Raw genomic sequence first — 19,657 nt, forward strand, 5'->3', positions numbered from 1 at the left:
ACGTGGACAGCCTGAGCCTGCCGCTGGCCGTCACGCTGGCTGTCCTCGCGGCGTACTGGCTGGGCCGCGTCATCCGCGCCGCCCGGTCCCGCCTCGCGCCGCGCGTGACGTACTGGGCCGCGCCCGGCCTGGGCGCGCTGCTGCTGGCGCCGATGCTGGACGTCCCCGCCCTGTTCGGGGTGGGCGCGGGCCTGATGCTCCTCGCCGAGTACTGGCCGCTGGCGTTCGTACCGACCCGCACCCGCCCCGCGCCCGCGTGGCCGCTGGTCATCACCATCCTGGGCGCGGGCCTGGGCATGAACGTCCTGCAGGGCCGCACCGACCCCTGGATCACGGCGATCAGCGCCGCGCTGCTGCTGGCGGGCCTCGCGGGCCTGCTGGCCGCCGCCGCGTTCCGCCCCTGGCCGGTCACGCCGGCCCTGACCTTCGCCGCACGCTGGAAGACCGCCACCACGCCCGACTGGCCGGACCTGACCGTCACCCTCAGCGACCAGGGCGCGCACCTGCGCAACGTGTCCGGGCGCGCCCTGCGCATGGCCGGCTGGTCCCCCGCCGGACTGAACGCGTGGTACCCCGTCCGCACCCCCGCCGGAGAGGCCCTGCAGGAACTCGCCGCCGGGCAGGAGGCGCTGCTGCCCGTTCACGGACACGATCACGGCGTGCGCGTCTGGTACGCCCCCGCGCGCGGCGAGACCACGCACCTGTTCCGCGCCGACTGGACGCCCACCGCCCACGCCGAGGACCGCGTCCTGAACTGAAGGCGAAGCCAGGGGTCACGCTGCGCGCCGCCTGCGCTGCCCGCCAGGCGGCGTTCCAGCGGACCGGTCAGTCCCCTCGGACGCCCCGAATCGTCACCTCATGATTTGCCCTGCGGCCCCTCCGCGTGGCAGGATGACGGGTCACGCGCTCAGCGCGACCGGGCCAGGTCGGCCCACCGGGCACGCCCCGCCTCTCAAGCCTCACCTCAAGACACGGCCCCCGCCCCCACCTGTGCGGCGTGCAGGCCGACAGGATCACCCATGACCCAGCACACCCGCGCGCCCCGCCGCGCCAGCACCGCACCCTCCGCCGCCAGCACCGCCCCCGCCCCCACCGTGCGCGAGTGGCAGACCCTCCTGGGCGACCGCACGCCCACCCCCGTGCAGGCGCAGGCGATCCCCGCCCTGCTGGACGGCCGGGACGTCATCACGACCGCCCGCACCGGCAGCGGCAAGACCCTGGCGTTCCTGATCCCGGCCGCCGCGCGCGGCATCGGCATGCGCCAGACGCGCGGCATGCAGCCCGAGGCCCTGGTCATCACGCCCACCCGCGAACTCGCCGTGCAGATCCGCGACGTCGCCACGGAACTCGGCATGACCGCCGGGCGCATCACGGGCGGGATCACCCCCGGCCAGACGACCCGCGAGGCGACCGGCAAGGGCCTGATCACCGGCACGCCCGGCCGCCTGAAGGACCTGATCGGGCGCGGCGAACTGCGCCTGAACAACCTCCGCTACGTTGTGCTGGACGAAGCCGACGAACTGCTCTCGCTGGGTTTCCTGCGCGACGTGGGCGACATCCTGCGCCACGCCCGCGACCAGCAGCCCCAGGGCCGCAGCCTGCAGATCGCCATGGCTTCAGCGACGTTCCCCGCCGAGATCCGCGACGTCGCCCAGCGCTTCATGCACGACCCCGCCCGCATCGACGTGGCCCCCACCCCCGGCGCGGACGCCACCGGCGACATCCTGGGCGGCGTCAGCACCGCCACGCACCTGCTGCAGCACACCACCAAGGACGCCCTCCTGACCGACGCGGCCCGCCACACCCGCGCTGCCCTGACGGAACCCGGCGGGTGCGTCGTGCTGTTCAGCCGCACCAAACACCTCGTCAAGCGCCGCGCCCAGCACCTCGGCGACCTGCTGCCCGGCGAGCAGGTCAGCCCCCTCGAGGGCAACATGGACCAGAAGAAGCGGGAGCGCACCATGCAGGCCCTGCGCGACGGGCAGTCCCGCATCCTGGTCGCCACTGACATCGCCGGACGCGGCATTGACCTGCCGGAAGTGCGCCTCGTGATTCACCTGGACGTCGCCGCCACCGCCGAGGACCACGTCCACCGCTCGGGCCGCACGGCCCGCGCCGGACGCGACGGCACCAACCTGATCCTCCTCGCGCCCGAACAGCGCGCCCTGTGGCAGGGCATCCGCCGCAAACTCCCCGCCGCGCTGCAACCCCCCGCCACGCCCGAGGAACGCCAGATCGACCCCGAAGTGCAGGAAAAACGCGGCCAGGGACGCGGCCAGGGCCAGAACCAGGGCCGCGCCAGTCAGCCCGGACGCGGCGGCCAGCAGCCCCGCAGCGCCCAGGGCAGCAGCCAGGGGCAGCGTCAGGGCGCCCCCCGCCAGGGCCAGCAGACCAGCGGCCGCAGCGAAGGACGCACCCAGCGCACCGATACCCGCCCCCAGTCGCGCCAGGACACCCCCGGCACCGGCGCCGGCCGCGTCGGCCCCCAACGCCCCAAACGCCGCCGCTAAGCAGGTGACCCAGTACATCGCCCCAGTCCTCCCGGACTGGGGGGTTTTCTTTGCTGAGCAAGTGAAACAATCTCAGCAATCAGGTTCCCTCACATCGAAATGAGGATGAGGATCGGATGGCGCAGCGGATGACACTGGCGTTGCGGGACGTGATGTTGGCCTCAGGGTGGAACTCGCAACCGCCTTACGGCTGTGACATACGGATCTTCGAAGGAGATCGCCGATCATGTCCATTGGAGCGGTGTTCTTGATTGGCGTGACGGACCCCTGTTATCCGCAGCGGAATGGGATCGGCAGCGGGCCGCAACAGCACACGCCCTGCACCCGCCCTCCTGTTGCCTGCGCCCCGAGTAGATGACCGTACGCTTGCCGACAGGTCTGGAACCGCGCCGCTATCTCCGCACGGCCACCCACCAGCCCCTGCTCGCTGACCAGTCGCCGCACCGCAGCCGAACAGGACTCTCCACCAAACAACGCGGCGTGTGCGCAGTGAAAACCTTTGAGGGGCGACAGCCAACGCTGGTACACATCAATTGAGCCCAGAGCCAAGGTGTTCAGCGTGTTCATGCCTGAGGGTACGGTGGCCCCCTGACATTCACCCTTCAACTTCATGAAGCCATTGAAGACCAGTCTGAACGGCACCACCCGCCAAGTCTAGCTCCTTGAACTCGTTGGACGCTGCGTTATGGATTCGTCAGAATGACGTGTTGGGTCGGTGCAGGAACATGCACATCAGGAGTTCCAGATGCCCCTGTTTGCGGCTCCATTACAGATGCCGGCGGACCAGGTGCGCGACGCGCAGACGGATGGAACGCGACGTCGTGGTCCGCGCAGGGCGCATCTGGGCCTCCAGCAATCCAGCACGGGCACCGGTAAGGCGTTCGAGCAGTCACGGGTGGAGCCAGTCCGCACCCGGCTGTCATATCGGTGGAGTACCCTGTCCTGTGTCTGGACGCCACACCACCCAGGAAGCGCACCGCCTCCTCACCGAGTACGACGCTCAACTCCGCGAAGCGGCCGAACTGACCGGCGCCACCACCGTCACCCGCGACGGTCCCCTCTGGCGCGGCACGTACGGCGACCGCGGCTTCGTCACCTGCCGAGACCTCGGTCACCTCACCGGCCCCGCCCTTGACGAGCTCATCACGCGAACCATCACGTACTACGCCACCCAGCCGGCCATCGCGTCCTTCGAATGGAAGACGCGCGGTCACGACCTTCCCGCTGACCTCCCCGACCGCCTCGCCCAGCACGGCCTGCACGCCGAGGAGCCGGAGACCGTCATGCTGGGCGAAGCGAGCCTCCTCGCCGCGCCCGTGCCCCTGCCACAGGGGGTGAGCCTGCGGCGCATCGACTCCCAACCCGACCCGATGCCCGACCTGATCCGCGCGGCCGCCGCGCAGGAACGCGCGTTCGGCGTGCCCTTCTCCCCTGCTCACCTCGCGCGTCGCCTGCAGGCCAAGCGAGACCTCATGGAGATCTGGGTGGCTGAAGCGGAAGGCGAGATCATCTGCACCGGCCGCCTGGAGCTCATCCCTGGCACCGCATTCGCGGGCATCTGGGGGGGCGGGACTGTCCCCGAGTGGCGCGGACAGGGCATCTACCGGGCGCTGGTCGCGCAGCGGGCCCGGTCTGCCCTGGCGCGGGGCGCGCGGTACCTGCACAGCGACTCCACCGAGTTCTCCCGCCCGATCCTGCAACGTAGCGGCCTGCTGCCCATCACGACCACCACCCCGTACATCTGGACCCGCAGGTAGAGAGCCGGCACGCACCAGGTCTCTCATTGGTCTCCATCGTGTTCTCTGGGCTCACACATGGTATATGGCCCGTGTTTCACTGACTCTCTGTCACACCACATCCACGTCAATAGCCCCACGCGAGCAATTCCTCAGGCATCGGGGCGCGCTCGTCCATCAGCACCACCCGCCCCCCTTCCACCCGCGCGTGCACGCACAGCTCATTGCCCGGCTCGATGCCCCACAACTCGAACGTCAGGTCCGGCCACAGGGCCGCCACCGTGTCCAGCCATGGCACCGGCGCCGACCGGGCCGACGAGGACATCACCGTCAACACGCCCGGCTCAGCCACGTCCTCCGCGTCCCGACTGGACCACAGTGCATCGTCTGCCACGCCACCCTATCCAGCGGCACGCCCGGCACTGGCTTCACGCCGCAGTGACTACCCGGCTGTCTCGGTCCTCAACAGCCTCACTGTCTGGGTGCTCACCCCCGCCCAGAAACAGGCAGTCGTCGAAGTCGCCCGCGCCTATCTGCGTGGCTGCAACGTTCAGACCACCCCGGCGCGCCTCGCCCGGCTGGACACCCTCGACCGCGGGGAGGAGGGCGGCTGGGACGAGAAGACCCTGGGGCGTCACGGTCAGCGAGGCATCCTTCTTCCGGCACTCACCATGTTTCTGCTGAGCCGCATATGAAAGCGCATGGCCGACGTCGAAGACCGGCGAAGGGCAACAGGCACGAAGGTGTCGCGCGCGATGAATCGGTTGGGATTGGTTGCTGCTGTAGGGGTGGGGACTGGTAAATCCTGGGGAATTCGGGGGAACCCGGAATGTTCAACCTCATTTTCGCCGGTGTGGCGCTGGGGTTGTTCTTCGTGGGTGCCTTTCTACCCCCTCCCTACACGCGGCCCTCGCGGGTGCCGGACTTCCTGCTGTCGCCCTGCCGCGTGGCTGCTGATAGGTTTCACACGTATGGGCGCCGCCGTGCTCTGGCAGGCGTACCGGTTAAAACTCGGCACCCGAGGGACCACGTGAGGCGGTCTCACCGGGCGGAGGCGGTGTGCCAGATTGCAGCCATGATTGTCGCACCGCGGCGCTGATATTGCGTGCGCCTGAATGGACGGAGTGGCTGCAGATGGGGCTCATGGCGGCGCTGTGTTGGATATTGGCCGAGTCGACGCGCCCGAAACCCGCCGGGGGGGTAGGGCCTGCGACGCTTGATGACCTGGACGTGCTCTTCAAGGCGCAGAAAGGCGCGCACTCCTACGTGCGCGCCCTGAACCTTCCCCCCGCTTGATCGCGTGTGGGGGTGGATTGAAAATTACCCAGCCTGGCCGAACTGCATTCTGAACACGAACTTGGTGACGTCCGCTTTCAGGGTGTCGATCATGTCGTTGAACATGGTGGTGGCTTCGAATTTGTATTCGGTGAACGGGTCGCGCTGGCCGTAGCCGCGCAGGCCGATGCCCTGGCGCAGGACATCCATGCCGTGCAGGTGCTCTTTCCAGAGCTGGTCGACGACCTGCAGGACGACGTAGCGCGAGAGGCTGTTCATCATGGTGGGGCTGAGTTCTTCCTTGCGGGCGTCGAAGGCGTCGGCGACGGCGGCCAGGAGGGTGTCCTGCGCTTCGGCGGGGGACTTGCTACGCAGGCTCTCGAAGTCGAACTCTTCGAGCTGCGGGACGGCGTCGGTGATGGCGGCGCGCAGGCCGTCAATGTCCCAGCTCTCATGGTTCTGGTCGATGGGCAGGTGCGTGGCGAGCTGGTGGTCGACGAAGTCGGCGATCATGCCCTCGGTGCTTTCTTCAACGTCCGCGTCTGGCCCGAGGAGCACCTCGCGGCGCTGGGCGTAGACGGTATCGCGTTGTTTGCTCATGACGTTGTCGAATTCGAGGAGCTGCTTGCGGGTGCTGAAGTTGCGGTCCTCGACGCGCGCCTGGGCTTTTTCGATGGCGCCGGTGACCATCTTGGCTTCGATGGGCTGGGTGTCGTCCATGCCGAGGCGGTCCATCATGGCGACGACGCGGTCGTTGGCGAAGAGGCGCATCAGGTCGTCCTCGAAGGACACGTAGAAGCGGCTTGAGCCGGGGTCACCCTGGCGTCCGGCACGGCCGCGCAGCTGGTTGTCGATGCGGCGGCTCTCGTGGCGTTCGGTGCCGATGATGTGCAGCCCGCCGAGGTCCTTGACGCGCTGGCGGTCGGCGAGGGTGTCCGCCTGGAGTTGAATGGCCTGACCGATGAAGTCCTCGTTCATGCCGGGGATCTGCATGCCGATCTGCATGGCGTCAGGGTCCTGGCGGCTGATGGCCTTGATGAAGTTCTCGACTTCCGGCGTGTAGCGGCTGAGGCCGAGCTGCTGCTCGATGGCCTCACCGAGGATGAATTCGGCGTTCCCGCCGAGCATGATGTCGGTGCCGCGGCCGGCCATGTTGGTGGCGATGGTGACGGTGCCCGAGCGGCCGGCCTGCGCGACGATGCTGGCTTCCTGCGCCTCGAATTTGGCGTTCAGGACGCTGTGCTGGATACCGGCCTGCGTGAGGAGGTCGCTGAGCTGTTCGCTGGTGACGATGCTGGCGGTGCCGATGAGGACGGGGCGGCCGGTGGCGTGCATCTCCTTGACTTCCTGCACGACGGCGTTGTACTTGCCCATCTTGGTGCGGTACACGAGGTCCTCGGCGTCCTTGCGCTGCACGCCGCGGTTGGTGGGGATCACGAGGACGTCACTGCCGTAGATGTCGAGGAATTCCTTCTCCTCGGTCTTGGCGGTGCCGGTCATGCCCGCGAATTTGTTGTACAGGCGGAAGAAGTTCTGGTAGGTGATCGTGGCGAGCGTCTGGTTCTCGTTCTCGATCTTCACGCCTTCCTTGGCTTCGATGGCCTGGTGGAGGCCCTCGCCGTAGCGGCGGCCCGGCATGCTGCGCCCGGTGAACTCGTCGATGATGATGACCTCACCCTCGGCGTTGACGATGTAGTCCTTCTCGCGGTGGTACAGTTCGCGCGCGCGAATCGCCTGGGTGATCATGTGCGCCTTGTCCATGTTGTCCGGGCTGTACAGGTCGCTCAGGGACAGCAGGCGTTCGATCTTGCTGATGCCGCCCTCGGTGATGTGCACCTGTTTGCCCTTCTCGTCGATGGTGTAGTCGCCGGTGGGTTCGGCGCGCACGCCGGGCTCTGCGGGCTCGCCCTTCTGGAGGCGGCGGATGAGTTTGGCGTACACGTAGTAGAGGTCGGTGGCCTTCTCGGCGGCGCCGCTGATGATCAGGGGCGTGCGGGCCTCGTCAATGAGGATCGAGTCAACCTCGTCCACGATGGCGAAGTTCAGGGGGTGTTCGGCACGCAGGGCGAGGGCCTCGCGGCTCTGGGCCATGTTGTCACGCAGGTAGTCGAAGCCCAGTTCGCTGTTGGTGACGTAGGTGATGTCGCAGGCGTACGCGGCCTGCTTCTGGTGGGGTTGCATCTCGCGGCTGGCGAGGCCGACGGTCAGACCCAGCGTGCGGTACAGCAGGCTCATCTCCTCCATGCCGACCCGCGCGAGGTAGTCGTTCACGGTGACGAGGTGGCAGCCGCGGCCCTCGAGGGCGTTCAGCGCGAGGGCCAGGGTGGCGACGAGGGTTTTGCCCTCACCGGTGCGCATCTCGGCGATGCGGCCCTTGTGCAGGGCGTACCCGCCGATGAGCTGCACGTCGTAGTGGCGTTTGCCTATAGAGCGGCGGCCAGCCTCGCGGATCAGGGCGAAGGCGGGCACGACGACGTCGTCGAGGGTCTCGCCGCCTTCGGTGACGCGGCGGCGCAGTTCCATGAAGGCGGCGGCGAGGTCTTCGACCTTCTGGGTCTCTTCTTCCAGCGCGTTCACGGGCTGCACGATCGTCTTGATGATCTGCGCAACGTCGCGCTGGTTGTTATCGAACATTTTGTTCAGGACACGGAACATGACAAGCGAGTATAACGCGCGGGCCGGGCGCGGCGCGGCGTGATTTCAGTGAGGGGCGCATAAGCAACTTGAGCGGTTTTCGCTCAGGGAGCATGAACGTCCGCTCCACGCGCGGTGAAGGCCGCGCGGACGGCCCTCATCAGCGGCCCGTATCCTGCGCGCATGAACCTGAAAGTCCTGCCCGTCCTGCTCGCCCTGCCGCTGCTGGGTGCCTGCGCGCCTGTCGCCTCCCTGCTTGCCAACGCCGAGGCGGACGGGCCCGCCCCGCGCCGCGCCGGGCCGCTGGTGGTCGGGCAGACCTGGACGGTCAGCGGCCCGGTGGACGGCCGGACCGTGACCCAGTCCGTGAACATCACCGATCTGGTGGATGTCGCCGACGGCACGGCCAGCGTGAACGGCCGCGATCAGGCCGACGCGTTCGGCGCGGGCCGCGCGGGCTTCACGGTCGCCACGTACGACGGCAGCCGCCGCACCCTGCGCTTCGACTGGATCGCGGAGAACGGCGCGACGTACTCCTGCCGGATCGGCACCCTGCTGTCCCAGCCGTACCAGGGTGAACTGACCCTGAAGACCGGGGGGCGCACCGCGACCGGGACGTGCTCGGCCGTCAGCAACTGAGCGTCACAGGGAGAGGGGGCGACCGCGTACCCAGCCGGTCGCCCCATCCACTGTCGGGTCACCAGCAGTAGCGGTCGTCCCAGGCCTCCCCCCGGCGGATGAAGGGCGCGCGGGTGCCCAGCACGCGGTGCCCGCCCTTCACGGCGGCGCGCACGATCACACGCGGGTCCAGCCCCGGGTGAAGGCGCTGGGCGAAGGCGACGTCCTCGCGCACGTCGAGGCTCCCCCCGCTGGCGACGGAATCGGTGCCCAGCGCGACCTCCACCCCGGCGGCTGCGAAGGCCGCCCAGGGGAACACGCCGCAGTCCAGGTGGTGGTTGCTGCGCGGGCAGGTCACCACGGCACTCCCGGCGCGGGCGACCCGCGCGATGTCGTCCGGGGTGACGTTCACCATGTGGATCAGGGTGGGTTTCGCAGTCAAGACGCCCAGTTCGTCCAGGTAGCGCACGGGGGTCAGGTCCGCTTCCGGCGTGCGCCCGATGACCTCCGCGAAGGTGTCCGGGTAGAAGGGCGCCAGTCGGTTCTCCCAGATCGGTCCGCCGCCGCGCGTGTACAGGTCGTGCTCGGCGGGATGCTCGGCCACGTGGATCTGGAGGGGGATGCCCTCCCCGGCGGCGTAGTCGCACAGCAGCCGCATCAGGCGGTGGCTGACGGTGTGCGGTGTGTGCGGTGACAGCCCCACGCGCGGCCCGCCGGGACGCTCCACCGCCCGCCAGCCCTCGATCCGTTCGCGCACGGTCCGGAAGATCTCGTCGGCCTTCTCGGGGAAGGTACCCAGCACCTCGTAGTACAGGACGCCGCTCAGGTCCTCGCGGGGCAGCAGGGTGTCCATGACGTCCGGGGCATGCATGTACACGATGTCGCCCACGCCGCCCGCACCCAGCCCGGCCAGGGTGTCCGCGCCGTGCCGGGCGGCCTCGGCACTGCGTTTCTCGCGCTGGGGCACGACCACCTCGGGAATCCAGCGGAAGTATGGCAGGGCCGTGAACTCATACGTGCTCATATCCAGGTGCGTATGGGCGTTCACGGGCGGCGGCGCGATCACCGCCCCGGCGCGTTCCTCGCGCGCGTGGGGGTACGCGGCGCGCAGCGCGTCCGGGTGCCCGGTCGCCGCGACCGTCCCACCCACCACGACCACCCCGCCGGGACTCTGCGCGCCACCCATGCCGGTGTACAGCACGTCGCAGGTGAGCAGGCGGGGCGTGTGCGGGTCGCTGTGGGTCATGCGCGCCATGCTACGCCGCGCGTGCGGGACAGACGGACCGCGCCGCGCGTGCAGGACACGGCGGCGCGGCACGGGTTGACCCAGATTCAGTGGACGGCGATGTCCTGGCCCTGCTGGTCGCGGGCGAGTTTCGCCCAGTCGATGCGGCGGCGCCGCCATTCGAAGATCAGGACCTTCACGACTTCTTCCGCGCCGCGCGCGAGGAACACACCCCAGACGCCCAGCGGGGAGTAGAGGCCCAGCCCGATGGCGAGCGGCAGGCCGACCACGAACGCGCCGATGACGTCGCCGATGATCACGCCCTTACCGTCGGCCGCGCCGGGGAGGACGCCGCCGCCGATGATCATGTTCCGGACCTTGAAGATCTGGAAGAAGGCGCTGATCAGGATGCCGATCAGGGCGATGTGGTGCACGTCGCTGCCGACGCGGGGGAACAGCGCGGGGACGATGAGGGCACTGAGGGCGTACAGCGCGCCGAAGCCCAGGCCGGTGACGAGTCCGGCGCGGCTGATGCGCCCCAGCCACAGCTGCGCGGCGGCGGCGTCCCCGGCGCCCAGGGAACGGCCGATGAAGACGGTGGCGGCGCTCATCAGGCCGAACGAACCCACGATGAAGATGCCTTCGAGCGTCCCGACGATTTGGCTGGCGGCCAGCGCGGCGGTGCCGACGCGGGCGAACACGGCGGCGTACAGGAACCCGCCGAGGCTCCAGGCGAACTCGGTAAACGCGATGGGGGCGCTGATGGTCAGCAGCGGCGCGGCGATGGACCGCCAGGCGTCCCGGGCGGGCAGGGTGAGCGCGGCGAGGTGCCGCGGGCCGTAGATCTGGTACGCGAGCAGCGCGGTCTTCAGGATGTTCGCGAACACCAGCGCCCAGGCGGCGCCGACCACCCCGAGCTGCGGGAGGGGGCCGACGCCGAACACGAGGCCGTACGCGAGGAGGCTCTCGACGATCACGGTAATGACGGTGGCGACCAGGGGGGTGCGGGCGTGCCCGAGGGAGCGCAGGGCGCCGCTGAGGATCCAGGCGAGGCTGCCGGGGATCAGGGCGAGCATGCTGACCTGCATGTAGGGGGTGGCGGTGCGGGTGACGGCGTCCTCGCCACCCGCGAGGCTCAGGAGTGGTCCGGCGAGCAGCACGACCGGGATGGTCAGGAGGGCCGCGGCGAGCACGCTGGTGACGACGCTGACGGTCAGGGTCTGGTTCACGCCGGGCCGGTCGGCGGCGCCGTGGCGGCGGGCGACGAGGATGCTGGTGCCGCTGCCCAGGGCGCCCAGCGTGACGAAGAACAGGAAGCCCAGGCTGCCGCTCAGGCCCACGGCCGCGACGGCGACCGCGCCGAGCGTGCCGACGATGATCTGGTTGATGAAGGTCAGGACGAGCTGGATGACCATCTCCAGGCTGACGGGGACGGCGATGCCGGCGATCTCGCGCGCCGGACTCTTGATCGATTCAGTTGGGGGTGGGGTGGGGGCCGCGACGGCAGACATGCCCCCACCCTACACGGCGCGGGGCAGCGGAGCATCCGCCAGGTGGCGCAGTCCGGACAGCCCTGCCCCTTCTTTTCATTTGTGAACCAATCTGCGATTTTTCTTGACATTTATCAATCATGGCAGGCAGAATGCCGGTCAAGAGGCAGCACCCATGACCCAGGACCCCAGCGTGACCACCGACCACCCCGCCCCTCTGATCCCCGCGACCTCGTGGGCGATCATCGACTCCACCCTGCGGGAGGGCGAACAGTTCGCGCGCGGGAACTTCAAACAGGGAGACAAGATCGAGATCGCCCGGGCGCTGGACGCCTTCGGCGCAGAATTCATCGAGGTCACCACCCCGATGGTCAGCGCGCAGACGCATGCGGACATCCGCCGCCTGACCGGTCTGGGCCTGAAGGCCAAGTTCCTCACGCACGTGCGCTGCCACATGGACGACGTGCAGCGCGCCGTGGACACCGGCGTGGACGGTCTGGACCTGCTGTTCGGCACCAGTTCGTTCCTGCGGGAATTCAGCCACGGCAAGAACATCGGGCAGATCATCGACAGCGCCCAGCAGGTCATCAGCTGGATCAAGACCAACCACCCGGACCTCCAGATCCGCTTCAGCGCCGAGGACACCTTCCGCAGCGAGGAAGCCGACCTGATGGCCGTGTACAAGGCCGTATCCGACCTGGGCGTGCACCGCGTCGGACTGGCCGACACCGTCGGCGTCGCCACGCCCCGGCAGGTGTACACGCTGGTCCGCGAGGTGCGCAAGGTCATCCACGCGGAGTGCGGCATCGAATTCCACGGGCACAACGACACGGGCTGCGCCGTCAGCAACGCCTACGAGGCGGTCGAGGCGGGCGCCACCCACATCGACACGACCATCCTGGGCATCGGGGAACGCAACGGCATCACGCCGCTGGGGGGCTTCCTGGCCCGCATGTTCACCTTCGACCCGCAGGGCCTGATCGACAAGTACAACCTCGACCTGCTGCCCGAACTGGACCGCATGATCGCCCGCATGGTGGATCTGCCGATTCCCTGGAACAATTACCTGACCGGCGAATTCGCGTACAACCACAAGGCCGGGATGCACCTGAAGGCCATCTACCTGAACCCCGGCGCGTACGAGGCCATCCCCCCCGGCGTGTTCGGCGTGGGCCGCCGCATCCAGGCGGCGAGCAAGGTCACGGGCAAGCACGCCATCGCGTACAAGGCCCGCGAGATGGGCCTGCACTACGGCGAGGACGCCCTGCGGCGCGTCACGGATCACATCAAGGCGCTGGCCGAGCAGGACGAACTGGACGACGCCCACCTGGAACAGGTGCTGCGCGAGTGGGTCAGCGCGTAAGGAGGCCCTGAGCGGTCAGGTCATCTGCCCGCCCCGGCAGGGCGGCCTATCGTGACCGGTATGCCGCTGATCGTGCCGACCGTCCGGAACCTGGAGCGCCTGCGGGCGCGCTGGCAGACACGGGCGACGAACGCCGTGACGTCCGGCGACCTCATTCACGAGGTCGTGGAGGTCGGCCAGGGCGAGGGTGTCTTCCGGCGCGCGGCGGCGGCCCTGGGCCGCTGGGACACGCACCGGTCGTGGTGGCTGCGTGTGTATCCGGCAGATGAGCCGCCCACGCCGGGGCAGACGGTCGTGATTCAGGTGCAGGCGGGCCGCTTCAGTCCGCTGGCCCTGGCATTCTGCGACCGCGTGACGGACGTGATCGACGAGCCGCGCCGCCAGGGCTTCACGTACGCCACGCTGCCCGGCCACCCCGAGCGGGGCGCGGAGGCGTTCCTGATCGAGTGGGATGCCGACGACCGCGTGACGTTCACCGTGCGGGCGGTCAGCCAGCCGGGGTGGTCCCTGCTGCGGCTGGTGCGTCCGGCGCTGGCGTGGCTCCAGGGGCGGGCAACCCGTCAATACCTGCGGGCCATCGCGCGGGCGGCGGTCGCGCAGAATGCCTGAATGACCACGACCGACCCCCTGGCCGCTCCCCTCCTCTTCCGCGCCCTGTCCGATGGTGGGTCGGGCGGCAAGCGCGTGGCGGTCTTTACTAAAGCCGGTGACGAGCAGGCGCGAGCCGCCGCGTCTGGCGCGCCCCTGAGCGTGTTCGTGCAGACCGCCGACCCGACCGGGCTGAGGCTGCGGGTGTTCACGCCCACGCGCGAGAAGGGCAGCAGCGACAGCGCCGCCATCGCCGCGCTGAGTGCCCTGCACGCGCGGGCGGGCCTGCTGGACATCGTGGAGGTCACGCAGGGCGACCCCAATGCGGGGGGCGCTGACGCGGGTGGCGAGATCCAGAGCGCGCAGCTGTGCGGCGGCGAGTGGGTGCTGCGCCAGGGCCTCACCACGGCGCGGGAGGTGCAGGCGGACCTGTCCCCCATTGGTCTGGCGGGGCGGGGCGCGTGGGTGGGCAGCACGGGTCGCCCAAATCTGGTCGTGGAGGTGCCGACTCTGGCCACGCTGGAGGCCTTCATGCCGGACGACGCGGCGATCAGTGAAGTGAACCGCATGACCGACACGACCGGGCTGGTGCTGTATACCCCGGGCGGCCCCGGGCGGGTGGACGTGAGCTTCCGCGCCTTCGGGCCCCTGAAGGGCTTTTCCGAGGACGCCGCGAGCAGCAACATGCTCGCCTGCCTGATCGGCGTGCTGGGCCTGCGCGGGCAGCTGCCGGAGGGCGCGAACCTGCTGCGGGCCGCGCAGCGCCGCCCCGGGCAGCCCGCCCGCCTGACCGCGCAGTTCGCGCCGCTGCGGGATGGGGTGGAGGTCTGGGTGGGTGGCCTCGCCGCGCCGGACCCGGACGCCCCGAACTGATTCGGATTCCGTCTGTTTCGTCAACAGATCGGAACACCACCGATCTGCCCACTCCACGCCCGGAACCCATCCTTATCCGGCTCGCTCTGCTGCGCAGCTCTGCGAGTCCGCTCGGACTGAATGGTTCCGGCACACCATTCAGTCGGAGGCCGTACGCGCCCCGGCCCGCAGCAGCTCACGGAGCGGCAGGGGGCGGACCTTTAGACTGCTCCCATGGAGCTGTTACTCGACCTTCACCCCGACGCCTACCCCCTGGAGGGCTTCCGGCGCCGCCAGCTGCTCGACTGGGTCTACGGGCAGGGCGCCGGGACCTTCGACGCCATGACGAACCTCCCCGCCGCCACCCGGCAGGAGCTGGAGCACACGTATCTTCTCAACCCGTTCAGGCTGATCGAGACGGTGCGCAGCGCCGACGGCAGCGTGAAGTACCTGTTCACTCTGCAGGACGGCCGCCAGATGGAAGCGGTGTACATGCCGTACTTGGACCGCAAGACCATCTGCGTGTCCACCATGGTGGGCTGCCCGGCCCGCTGCGCGTTCTGCGCCACGGGCGCGATGGGCTTCGGCCGGAACCTGACGCCCGGCGAGATCGTCGGGCAGGTGCTGGCCGTCGCGGGCGGCGAGGACATCGCCCCGCGCGAGATCCGTAACCTGGTGTTCATGGGCATGGGCGAAGCCATGCTGAACTACGACAACACCATGCTCGCCGCGCGCATCCTGCTGCACCCCGACGCGCTGGGCATGAGCAAACGCCGCGTGACGCTGTCCACCGTCGGGATCGCCAAGGGCATCCGGCGACTGGCGGCCGAGGACGACCTGGGCATCAAACTGGCGATCAGCCTGCACGCCCCGGACGAGGAGACCCGCAAGCGCATCATCCCGACCGGGCAGGTGAACTCCATCGAGGAGATCATGAGTGCCGCCCGCGAGTACCAGGACGTCACGGGACGGCGCATCACCATGGAGTACACGATGCTGCGCGGCATCAACGACCACCTCTGGCAGGCCGAGCTGCTGGCCGAACTACTGCGCGGCCTGGTCAGCCACGTGAACCTGATCCCCATGAACCCCTGGCCCGGCTCGGACTTCGAGAGCAGCACCGAGGAGCAGATCCAGGCGTTCTACGACCTGCTGGAGGCGCGTGGCGTGGACGTCAGCGTGCGCCGCTCGCGCGGGCGGGACGCGGGCGCCGCGTGCGGTCAGCTGGCCCTGAAACGCCCAAATGCGCACAGCGGCGGCGCGGCCTGAACAGGTAGCATGCACGCAGTCAGATGAGTAAGGGTTAGGAGAGAGGTTAATGCTACGCTACAGGCGTTTCCGAACATTCAGGAGGCCCACAAGGTGACACATACACGTTCCGTTCTGCTGGCACTCACCCTGGCCCTCGCGAGTCAGGGCGCGGCGCAGACCATGCTCGAGACCGCCACCACCATCGGTGTGCAGAACACCCTGCAGTCCATCGGCACGCCCAGCCTCCCCAACGTGACCGTCCCGAAGACCAGCGCTGGCACCACCACGACCGCCCCGAGCGCCGCGCCCGCCCCGGTCGTCACGCCCCTGACGGCCGACCAGCAGGCCCTGCTGGCCCAGGGCCGCGCCGCATACCAGGCCGGGAATCTCGCTGAGGCCCGGCGCCTGTACGAGCAGCTCGTCACGCAGAACTACACCAACCCCGCCCCGCACTTCGGGCTGGCCCTGACCCTGTTCGCGCAGAACGACGACCGGGGCGCGGCGTTCGAACTCCAGCAGTTCATGGCGCTCGCCCCGGACCGTTTCGAGGGTCCCTATAACCTCGGGGTGATCGCCAGCCGCGCCGGACGCCGCGACGACGCCCTGAAACTGTACGAGCAGGCCGCCGCGCTCATGAAGGACCAGGCGGGGCCCGCCGCGCAGCGCCAGGTCCTTGAGGCCCTCGCCGCCGAGCAGACCCGCAAGGCGGACTTCACGGCCCTGAGCGCCACCCTGGCCGCCATTGCCGTGATCGACCCGCAGGATCAGGACGTCCAGTACCGCCTCGCGCAGGCCCGCACCCTCAGCGGGCAGGGCGCCGCGGCGCTGCCCGGCGTGTACGCGCTGCTGCAGGCGGCTCCCGAGCGCGTGGACGCCGCGCTGCTCCTGGCAGACATCTACGTCGCGCAGGGCCTCCCAGAACGCGCGCTGCGCGAACTCGACGCCGCCGCGCCCCGCGTGAAGACCGGCGCCGACCGCGCCGCGCTGCTGCTGCGCAAGGCCAGCGTCCTCACGCAGACCGGCGACACCCGCGCCGCTGTGTTCGCCGCGCAGGCCGCCACCCGCGAGGACCCGAAGAACGCCGCCGCGTTCGCCCGTGAAGGTGAATTGCGCGCCGCCCGTAACGATCGTCCCGGCGCACTCACCGCGTACCTGAACGCCGTGAAGCTCGACCCGCAGAGCGCCGCGTACCGCGCCGCGCTCGCCGGGGTGCGGCTCACCCTGAACCAGGACGCCCAGGCGCAGGCCGACGCCGCCCGCGCCCTGACCCTGCGCCCCGACGACACTACGCTCGCCCGAGCGCTGTTCGTGCAGGGCGTCGCCGCCTACCGCCAGGGCCAGTACGCGCAGGCCCGCGCGGCCCTGAGCTCCAGCCAGACCCGCGCGCCGAGCGCCGACACCGCCCTGTGGCTGGGCCTGAGCGCCTACGCCGCGAAGGACTACGCCGCCGCCGCGACTGCCCTGGCCGAGAGCGTCAAACTGGACCCCACCCCCACTGCCCGCCTGAACCTGGGCAGCGCCCTGCTCGCCACCGCCCGCTACGCAGAAGCGGAAGCGGTCCTGCGCGGCCTGGTCAGCGAGACCCCGAAGAACGCCGAAGCGTGGTATTTGCTGGGCCTCGCGCAGCGCGCACAGACCCGTGAAAGCGACGCCCGCACTTCCCTGAAGACGGCCGCCGCGCTGGGCAGCGCCCGCGCCCAGGAGGCCCTGAAGTGAGCCGCGCCGCCGGACCCCGCCGCTGGCCCGACCTGATGATCGGCGCGCTGGTCCTGCTGCTGCTGGGCGGCTTCGGCACGCTGCTCCTGCGTCCCCAGCCGGGCGCACAGGGCAGCGTCCCCGCCACGGAGACCAGCCCGGCCCCCACCACCGACAGTGCCATACCCGGCGCGCCCGGCAGCGACAGCGCGGGCAATGAAGGTGCGGTGGGCACCGAGTCCATCACCCCACCAGCCACGACCACCCCCGGCGCGCTGCCCACCACGGACAGCGCCGCCGGAAACACCCCCGACGACGCCAGCACCTCCGAGGCCACCACCGCTGAGACCAGCACGGTCGAGGCGCCGGTCATCGCCGCGGCCCCCATCGGCACCCCGGACCCCGCCCTGACCGGCGCGGCCCCGGCCCCGGCCACCAGCGCCGATCCGGACGCGGACCCCAGCACGGGTGAAGCCGCAGACGCGGCACCTACCGACGCTGCGCCTGCGGCGCGAACCGGCGGCGCCGTCCCCACCAGCGAGCAACGCACCCCGCTGCGCAGCGACTACCGCATCACCCTGGGCACCTTCAGCAGCGGCGCCGCCGCCCAGCAGGCCGCGCAGGGCGTCAGTGCCCTCGGGTACACCGTGTACCCCATCGACGTCGCCGCCGGGGTCGTCGCGCAGGTAGGTCCTTTCGCCGACGAGACCACCGCCCGCGAGGCTCTGGCCGACGTGCAGCGCGCCTACCCCGGCGCGGTCCTCTACCCCCCCAGAAACCGCAGCCTCAGTGCGCCCACGACCAGCGAGGCGCCCACCCCCACCACTGCACCGCCCGCTGAACCCACCCCCGCCCCCACCAGCGATGAGACGAGCAACACCGGCCCCACCTACCTGCAGGTCGGCGCGTTCGACCGTCTGGAAAGCGCACAGAACCTCGTGCAGCAACTGCGCGACCTGGGCTACAACCCCACCGTGAACGCCCCCAGCGGCAAGAAAGTCACCGTGCTCGTCGGCCCCTACACCGGCGATCCCCTCACACGCACCGAGACCCGCCTCAGAGAGAACGGCCTCGACAGCTTCCGGGTCCGCTGAACGTGGCCGAAATCCCCACCGCCGCCATCAGCCGACTCGTCACGTACCTGCGCATCCTCGAACAGCTCGAACTGCAGGACGTCAGCCGCACCAGCAGCACCGACCTCGCCGAACGCGCCGGCGTCACCGCCTTCCAGGTTCGCAAGGACCTCGCGTACTTCGGCCGCTTCGGCACGCGCGGCATGGGCTACACCGTCCCCATCCTCAAACGCGAACTGGTGCGCGTCCTGGGCCTGAACCGCACCTGGAACGTCGTGATCGTCGGCGTGGGCCGCCTCGGACAGGCCATCGCCAACTACCCCGGCGCCAGCGACTACCAGTTCCAGTACGTGGGTCTGTTCGACGTGAACCCCGACCTGATCGGGACCCAGGTCCGTGGCCTGCGCGTCCAGCACCTCGACACCCTGCGCGACTTCACCCAGACGCAGACCGTCGACATGGGCTTCCTGGCCGTCCCACCCGACCGCGCCCAGGACGCCGCACAATCGCTTGCAGACGCCAGCGTGAAAGGTATCCTGAACTTCGCCCCCACCGTCATTCAACCCCGCACCATCGAACGACCGGGCCACACCGACCTCAGCGACGAGTGGCGCGGCGTGATCGTGGAAAACGTCGACTTCCTCGCCGGCATGAAACGCCTCGCCTTCTACATCCTCAACCCCCACCTCAAAGACGCCCCCACCCCGGAGGACCCCGCATGAAGAGAACCACGCTGATCGCCCTGACCATCCTGCTCGCCTCCTGCGGGAAGCAGGGAATCAACGTAGGCCAGGGCTTCGAGATGACGCCCTCATTCGACGACGCTGCCGTCGCCGCGAACGTCGTGAACGTGTACGCCAAGAACGCCGACGGTACCCGCGGCGCCTACCTGTACAGCGACGTCAAGACCTACGCGGTCACCGAGGGCAAACTGAACGTTCTCGTGCGCGCAGGCAGCCTCGGCATGACCGTCAAGCAGATCAACGTGAAGTACACCGACTCCTCCGGCAATCCCTTCGGTGACGCGTCTGGCACCTTCAACATCTCGGCCGCGTTCGACATTCCGGGCGGGTACGTGTGCAAGAGCGGCGCGGAGGCCTGCGACTTCGTCGACAAAACACCGCAGAACGTCGCGTTCAGCAAAACCACGGACCAGTACAACCTCAGTGAACAGATCGCCGTGGCCGCAGCCGCAACCTGCGTCGACGACGAACCTGCCTGCAGCGAGGTCCGCATGAACATGACCCTGTCCGGCACGGACACGCTGGGCCAGGCCCGCAGCATCAACATTCCCCAGGCGCAGATCCGCGTGTACATCGCCAGCGTCACCGACGAGGTCCAGTAACC

General features: G+C 69.5%; 18 protein-coding genes. 13 read left to right on the top strand and 5 right to left on the bottom strand.

Features of this window, described 5'->3' with window-relative positions; genetic code table 11:
- The first annotated feature begins 2 nt into the window (after positions 1 to 2).
- Complete coding sequence (locus SY84_RS02305; RefSeq protein WP_046842642.1) at positions 3 to 758, top strand: hypothetical protein; 756 nt, start codon at positions 3 to 5, stop codon at positions 756 to 758.
- 261 nt (positions 759 to 1,019) lie between these two features.
- Positions 1,020 to 2,510: a DEAD/DEAH box helicase gene (locus SY84_RS02310; RefSeq protein ID WP_046842643.1), complete on the top strand. Its 1,491-nt coding sequence runs from the start codon at positions 1,020 to 1,022 to the stop codon at positions 2,508 to 2,510.
- A 270-nt stretch (positions 2,511 to 2,780) separates the two neighbouring features.
- On the opposite strand, the gene yidD is transcribed toward SY84_RS02310, so the two are convergent.
- The gene (gene yidD, locus SY84_RS16135; RefSeq protein WP_328512064.1) at positions 2,781 to 3,122 is read right to left on the bottom strand and encodes a membrane protein insertion efficiency factor YidD; all 342 of its coding nucleotides are present in this window, start codon (positions 3,120 to 3,122) and stop codon (positions 2,781 to 2,783) included.
- Positions 3,123 to 3,454: 332 nt separating this feature from the next.
- On the opposite strand from yidD, the gene SY84_RS02315 reads away from it, so the two are divergent.
- Entirely contained in the window at positions 3,455 to 4,267 is an 813-nt protein-coding gene (locus tag SY84_RS02315; protein WP_046842644.1) for a GNAT family N-acetyltransferase, read from the top strand.
- 106 nt (positions 4,268 to 4,373) lie between these two features.
- Here SY84_RS02315 and SY84_RS02320 read toward each other — a convergent pair whose 3' ends face one another.
- Entirely contained in the window at positions 4,374 to 4,640 is a 267-nt protein-coding gene (locus tag SY84_RS02320) for a hypothetical protein (RefSeq protein WP_046842645.1), read from the bottom strand.
- 88 nt (positions 4,641 to 4,728) lie between these two features.
- On the opposite strand from SY84_RS02320, the gene SY84_RS02325 reads away from it, so the two are divergent.
- Positions 4,729 to 4,941, top strand: coding sequence for a hypothetical protein (locus SY84_RS02325; RefSeq protein WP_046842646.1), 213 nt, complete (start codon positions 4,729 to 4,731; stop codon positions 4,939 to 4,941).
- A 625-nt stretch (positions 4,942 to 5,566) separates the two neighbouring features.
- Here the strand turns inward: SY84_RS02325 and secA are convergent.
- Positions 5,567 to 8,176 carry a preprotein translocase subunit SecA gene (gene secA / locus SY84_RS02330; RefSeq protein WP_046842647.1) on the bottom strand — a complete coding sequence of 870 codons (2,610 nt, stop codon included), beginning with the start codon at positions 8,174 to 8,176 and terminating at the stop codon, positions 5,567 to 5,569.
- A 162-nt stretch (positions 8,177 to 8,338) separates the two neighbouring features.
- Between secA and SY84_RS02335 the strand changes: the two genes are divergently transcribed.
- Positions 8,339 to 8,794 (top strand): hypothetical protein, encoded by a 456-nt coding sequence (locus SY84_RS02335; protein WP_046842648.1) that lies wholly within the window; start codon positions 8,339 to 8,341, stop codon positions 8,792 to 8,794.
- A gap of 58 nt (positions 8,795 to 8,852) precedes the next feature.
- Here the strand turns inward: SY84_RS02335 and SY84_RS02340 are convergent, their stop codons facing one another.
- Both SY84_RS02340 and SY84_RS02345 read right to left on the bottom strand, forming a co-directional pair.
- Entirely contained in the window at positions 8,853 to 10,019 is a 1,167-nt protein-coding gene (locus tag SY84_RS02340) for an amidohydrolase family protein (protein ID WP_162200793.1), read from the bottom strand.
- Between the two features lie 86 nt (positions 10,020 to 10,105).
- Positions 10,106 to 11,509 (bottom strand): MATE family efflux transporter, encoded by a 1,404-nt coding sequence (locus SY84_RS02345; protein ID WP_046842650.1) that lies wholly within the window; start codon positions 11,507 to 11,509, stop codon positions 10,106 to 10,108.
- Positions 11,510 to 11,663: 154 nt separating this feature from the next.
- On the opposite strand from SY84_RS02345, the gene lysS reads away from it, so the two are divergent.
- The 8 genes from lysS (at position 11,664) to SY84_RS02385 (ending at position 19,655) form a co-directional block, all read left to right on the top strand.
- Positions 11,664 to 12,851 carry a homocitrate synthase gene (gene lysS / locus SY84_RS02350; protein WP_046842651.1) on the top strand — a complete coding sequence of 396 codons (1,188 nt, stop codon included), beginning with the start codon at positions 11,664 to 11,666 and terminating at the stop codon, positions 12,849 to 12,851.
- A gap of 60 nt (positions 12,852 to 12,911) precedes the next feature.
- Entirely contained in the window at positions 12,912 to 13,460 is a 549-nt protein-coding gene (locus tag SY84_RS02355) for a DUF1990 family protein (RefSeq protein ID WP_052751013.1), read from the top strand.
- Positions 13,461 to 14,312: a PhzF family phenazine biosynthesis protein gene (locus tag SY84_RS02360; RefSeq protein WP_046842652.1), complete on the top strand. Its 852-nt coding sequence runs from the start codon at positions 13,461 to 13,463 to the stop codon at positions 14,310 to 14,312.
- 213 nt (positions 14,313 to 14,525) lie between these two features.
- A complete protein-coding gene (gene rlmN / locus SY84_RS02365; protein ID WP_046842653.1) occupies positions 14,526 to 15,560 on the top strand; it encodes a 23S rRNA (adenine(2503)-C(2))-methyltransferase RlmN in 1,035 nt (344 codons plus the stop codon).
- 93 nt (positions 15,561 to 15,653) lie between these two features.
- Positions 15,654 to 17,258 carry a tetratricopeptide repeat protein gene (locus tag SY84_RS02370; protein WP_046842654.1) on the top strand — a complete coding sequence of 535 codons (1,605 nt, stop codon included), beginning with the start codon at positions 15,654 to 15,656 and terminating at the stop codon, positions 17,256 to 17,258.
- Entirely contained in the window at positions 17,255 to 18,331 is a 1,077-nt protein-coding gene (locus SY84_RS02375) for an SPOR domain-containing protein (protein WP_046842655.1), read from the top strand. Before SY84_RS02370 ends, SY84_RS02375 begins: the two co-directional genes overlap by 4 nt.
- A 2-nt stretch (positions 18,332 to 18,333) precedes the next feature.
- Complete coding sequence (locus tag SY84_RS02380; protein WP_046842656.1) at positions 18,334 to 19,032, top strand: redox-sensing transcriptional repressor Rex; 699 nt, start codon at positions 18,334 to 18,336, stop codon at positions 19,030 to 19,032.
- Positions 19,029 to 19,655, top strand: coding sequence for a hypothetical protein (locus SY84_RS02385; RefSeq protein WP_046842657.1), 627 nt, complete (start codon positions 19,029 to 19,031; stop codon positions 19,653 to 19,655). The genes SY84_RS02380 and SY84_RS02385 overlap by 4 nt, the downstream gene beginning before the upstream one ends.
- Positions 19,656 to 19,657: the final 2 nt, after the last annotated feature.

The organism is Deinococcus soli (ex Cha et al. 2016) (genome assembly GCF_001007995.1).
GTDB lineage: Bacteria > Deinococcota > Deinococci > Deinococcales > Deinococcaceae > Deinococcus > Deinococcus soli.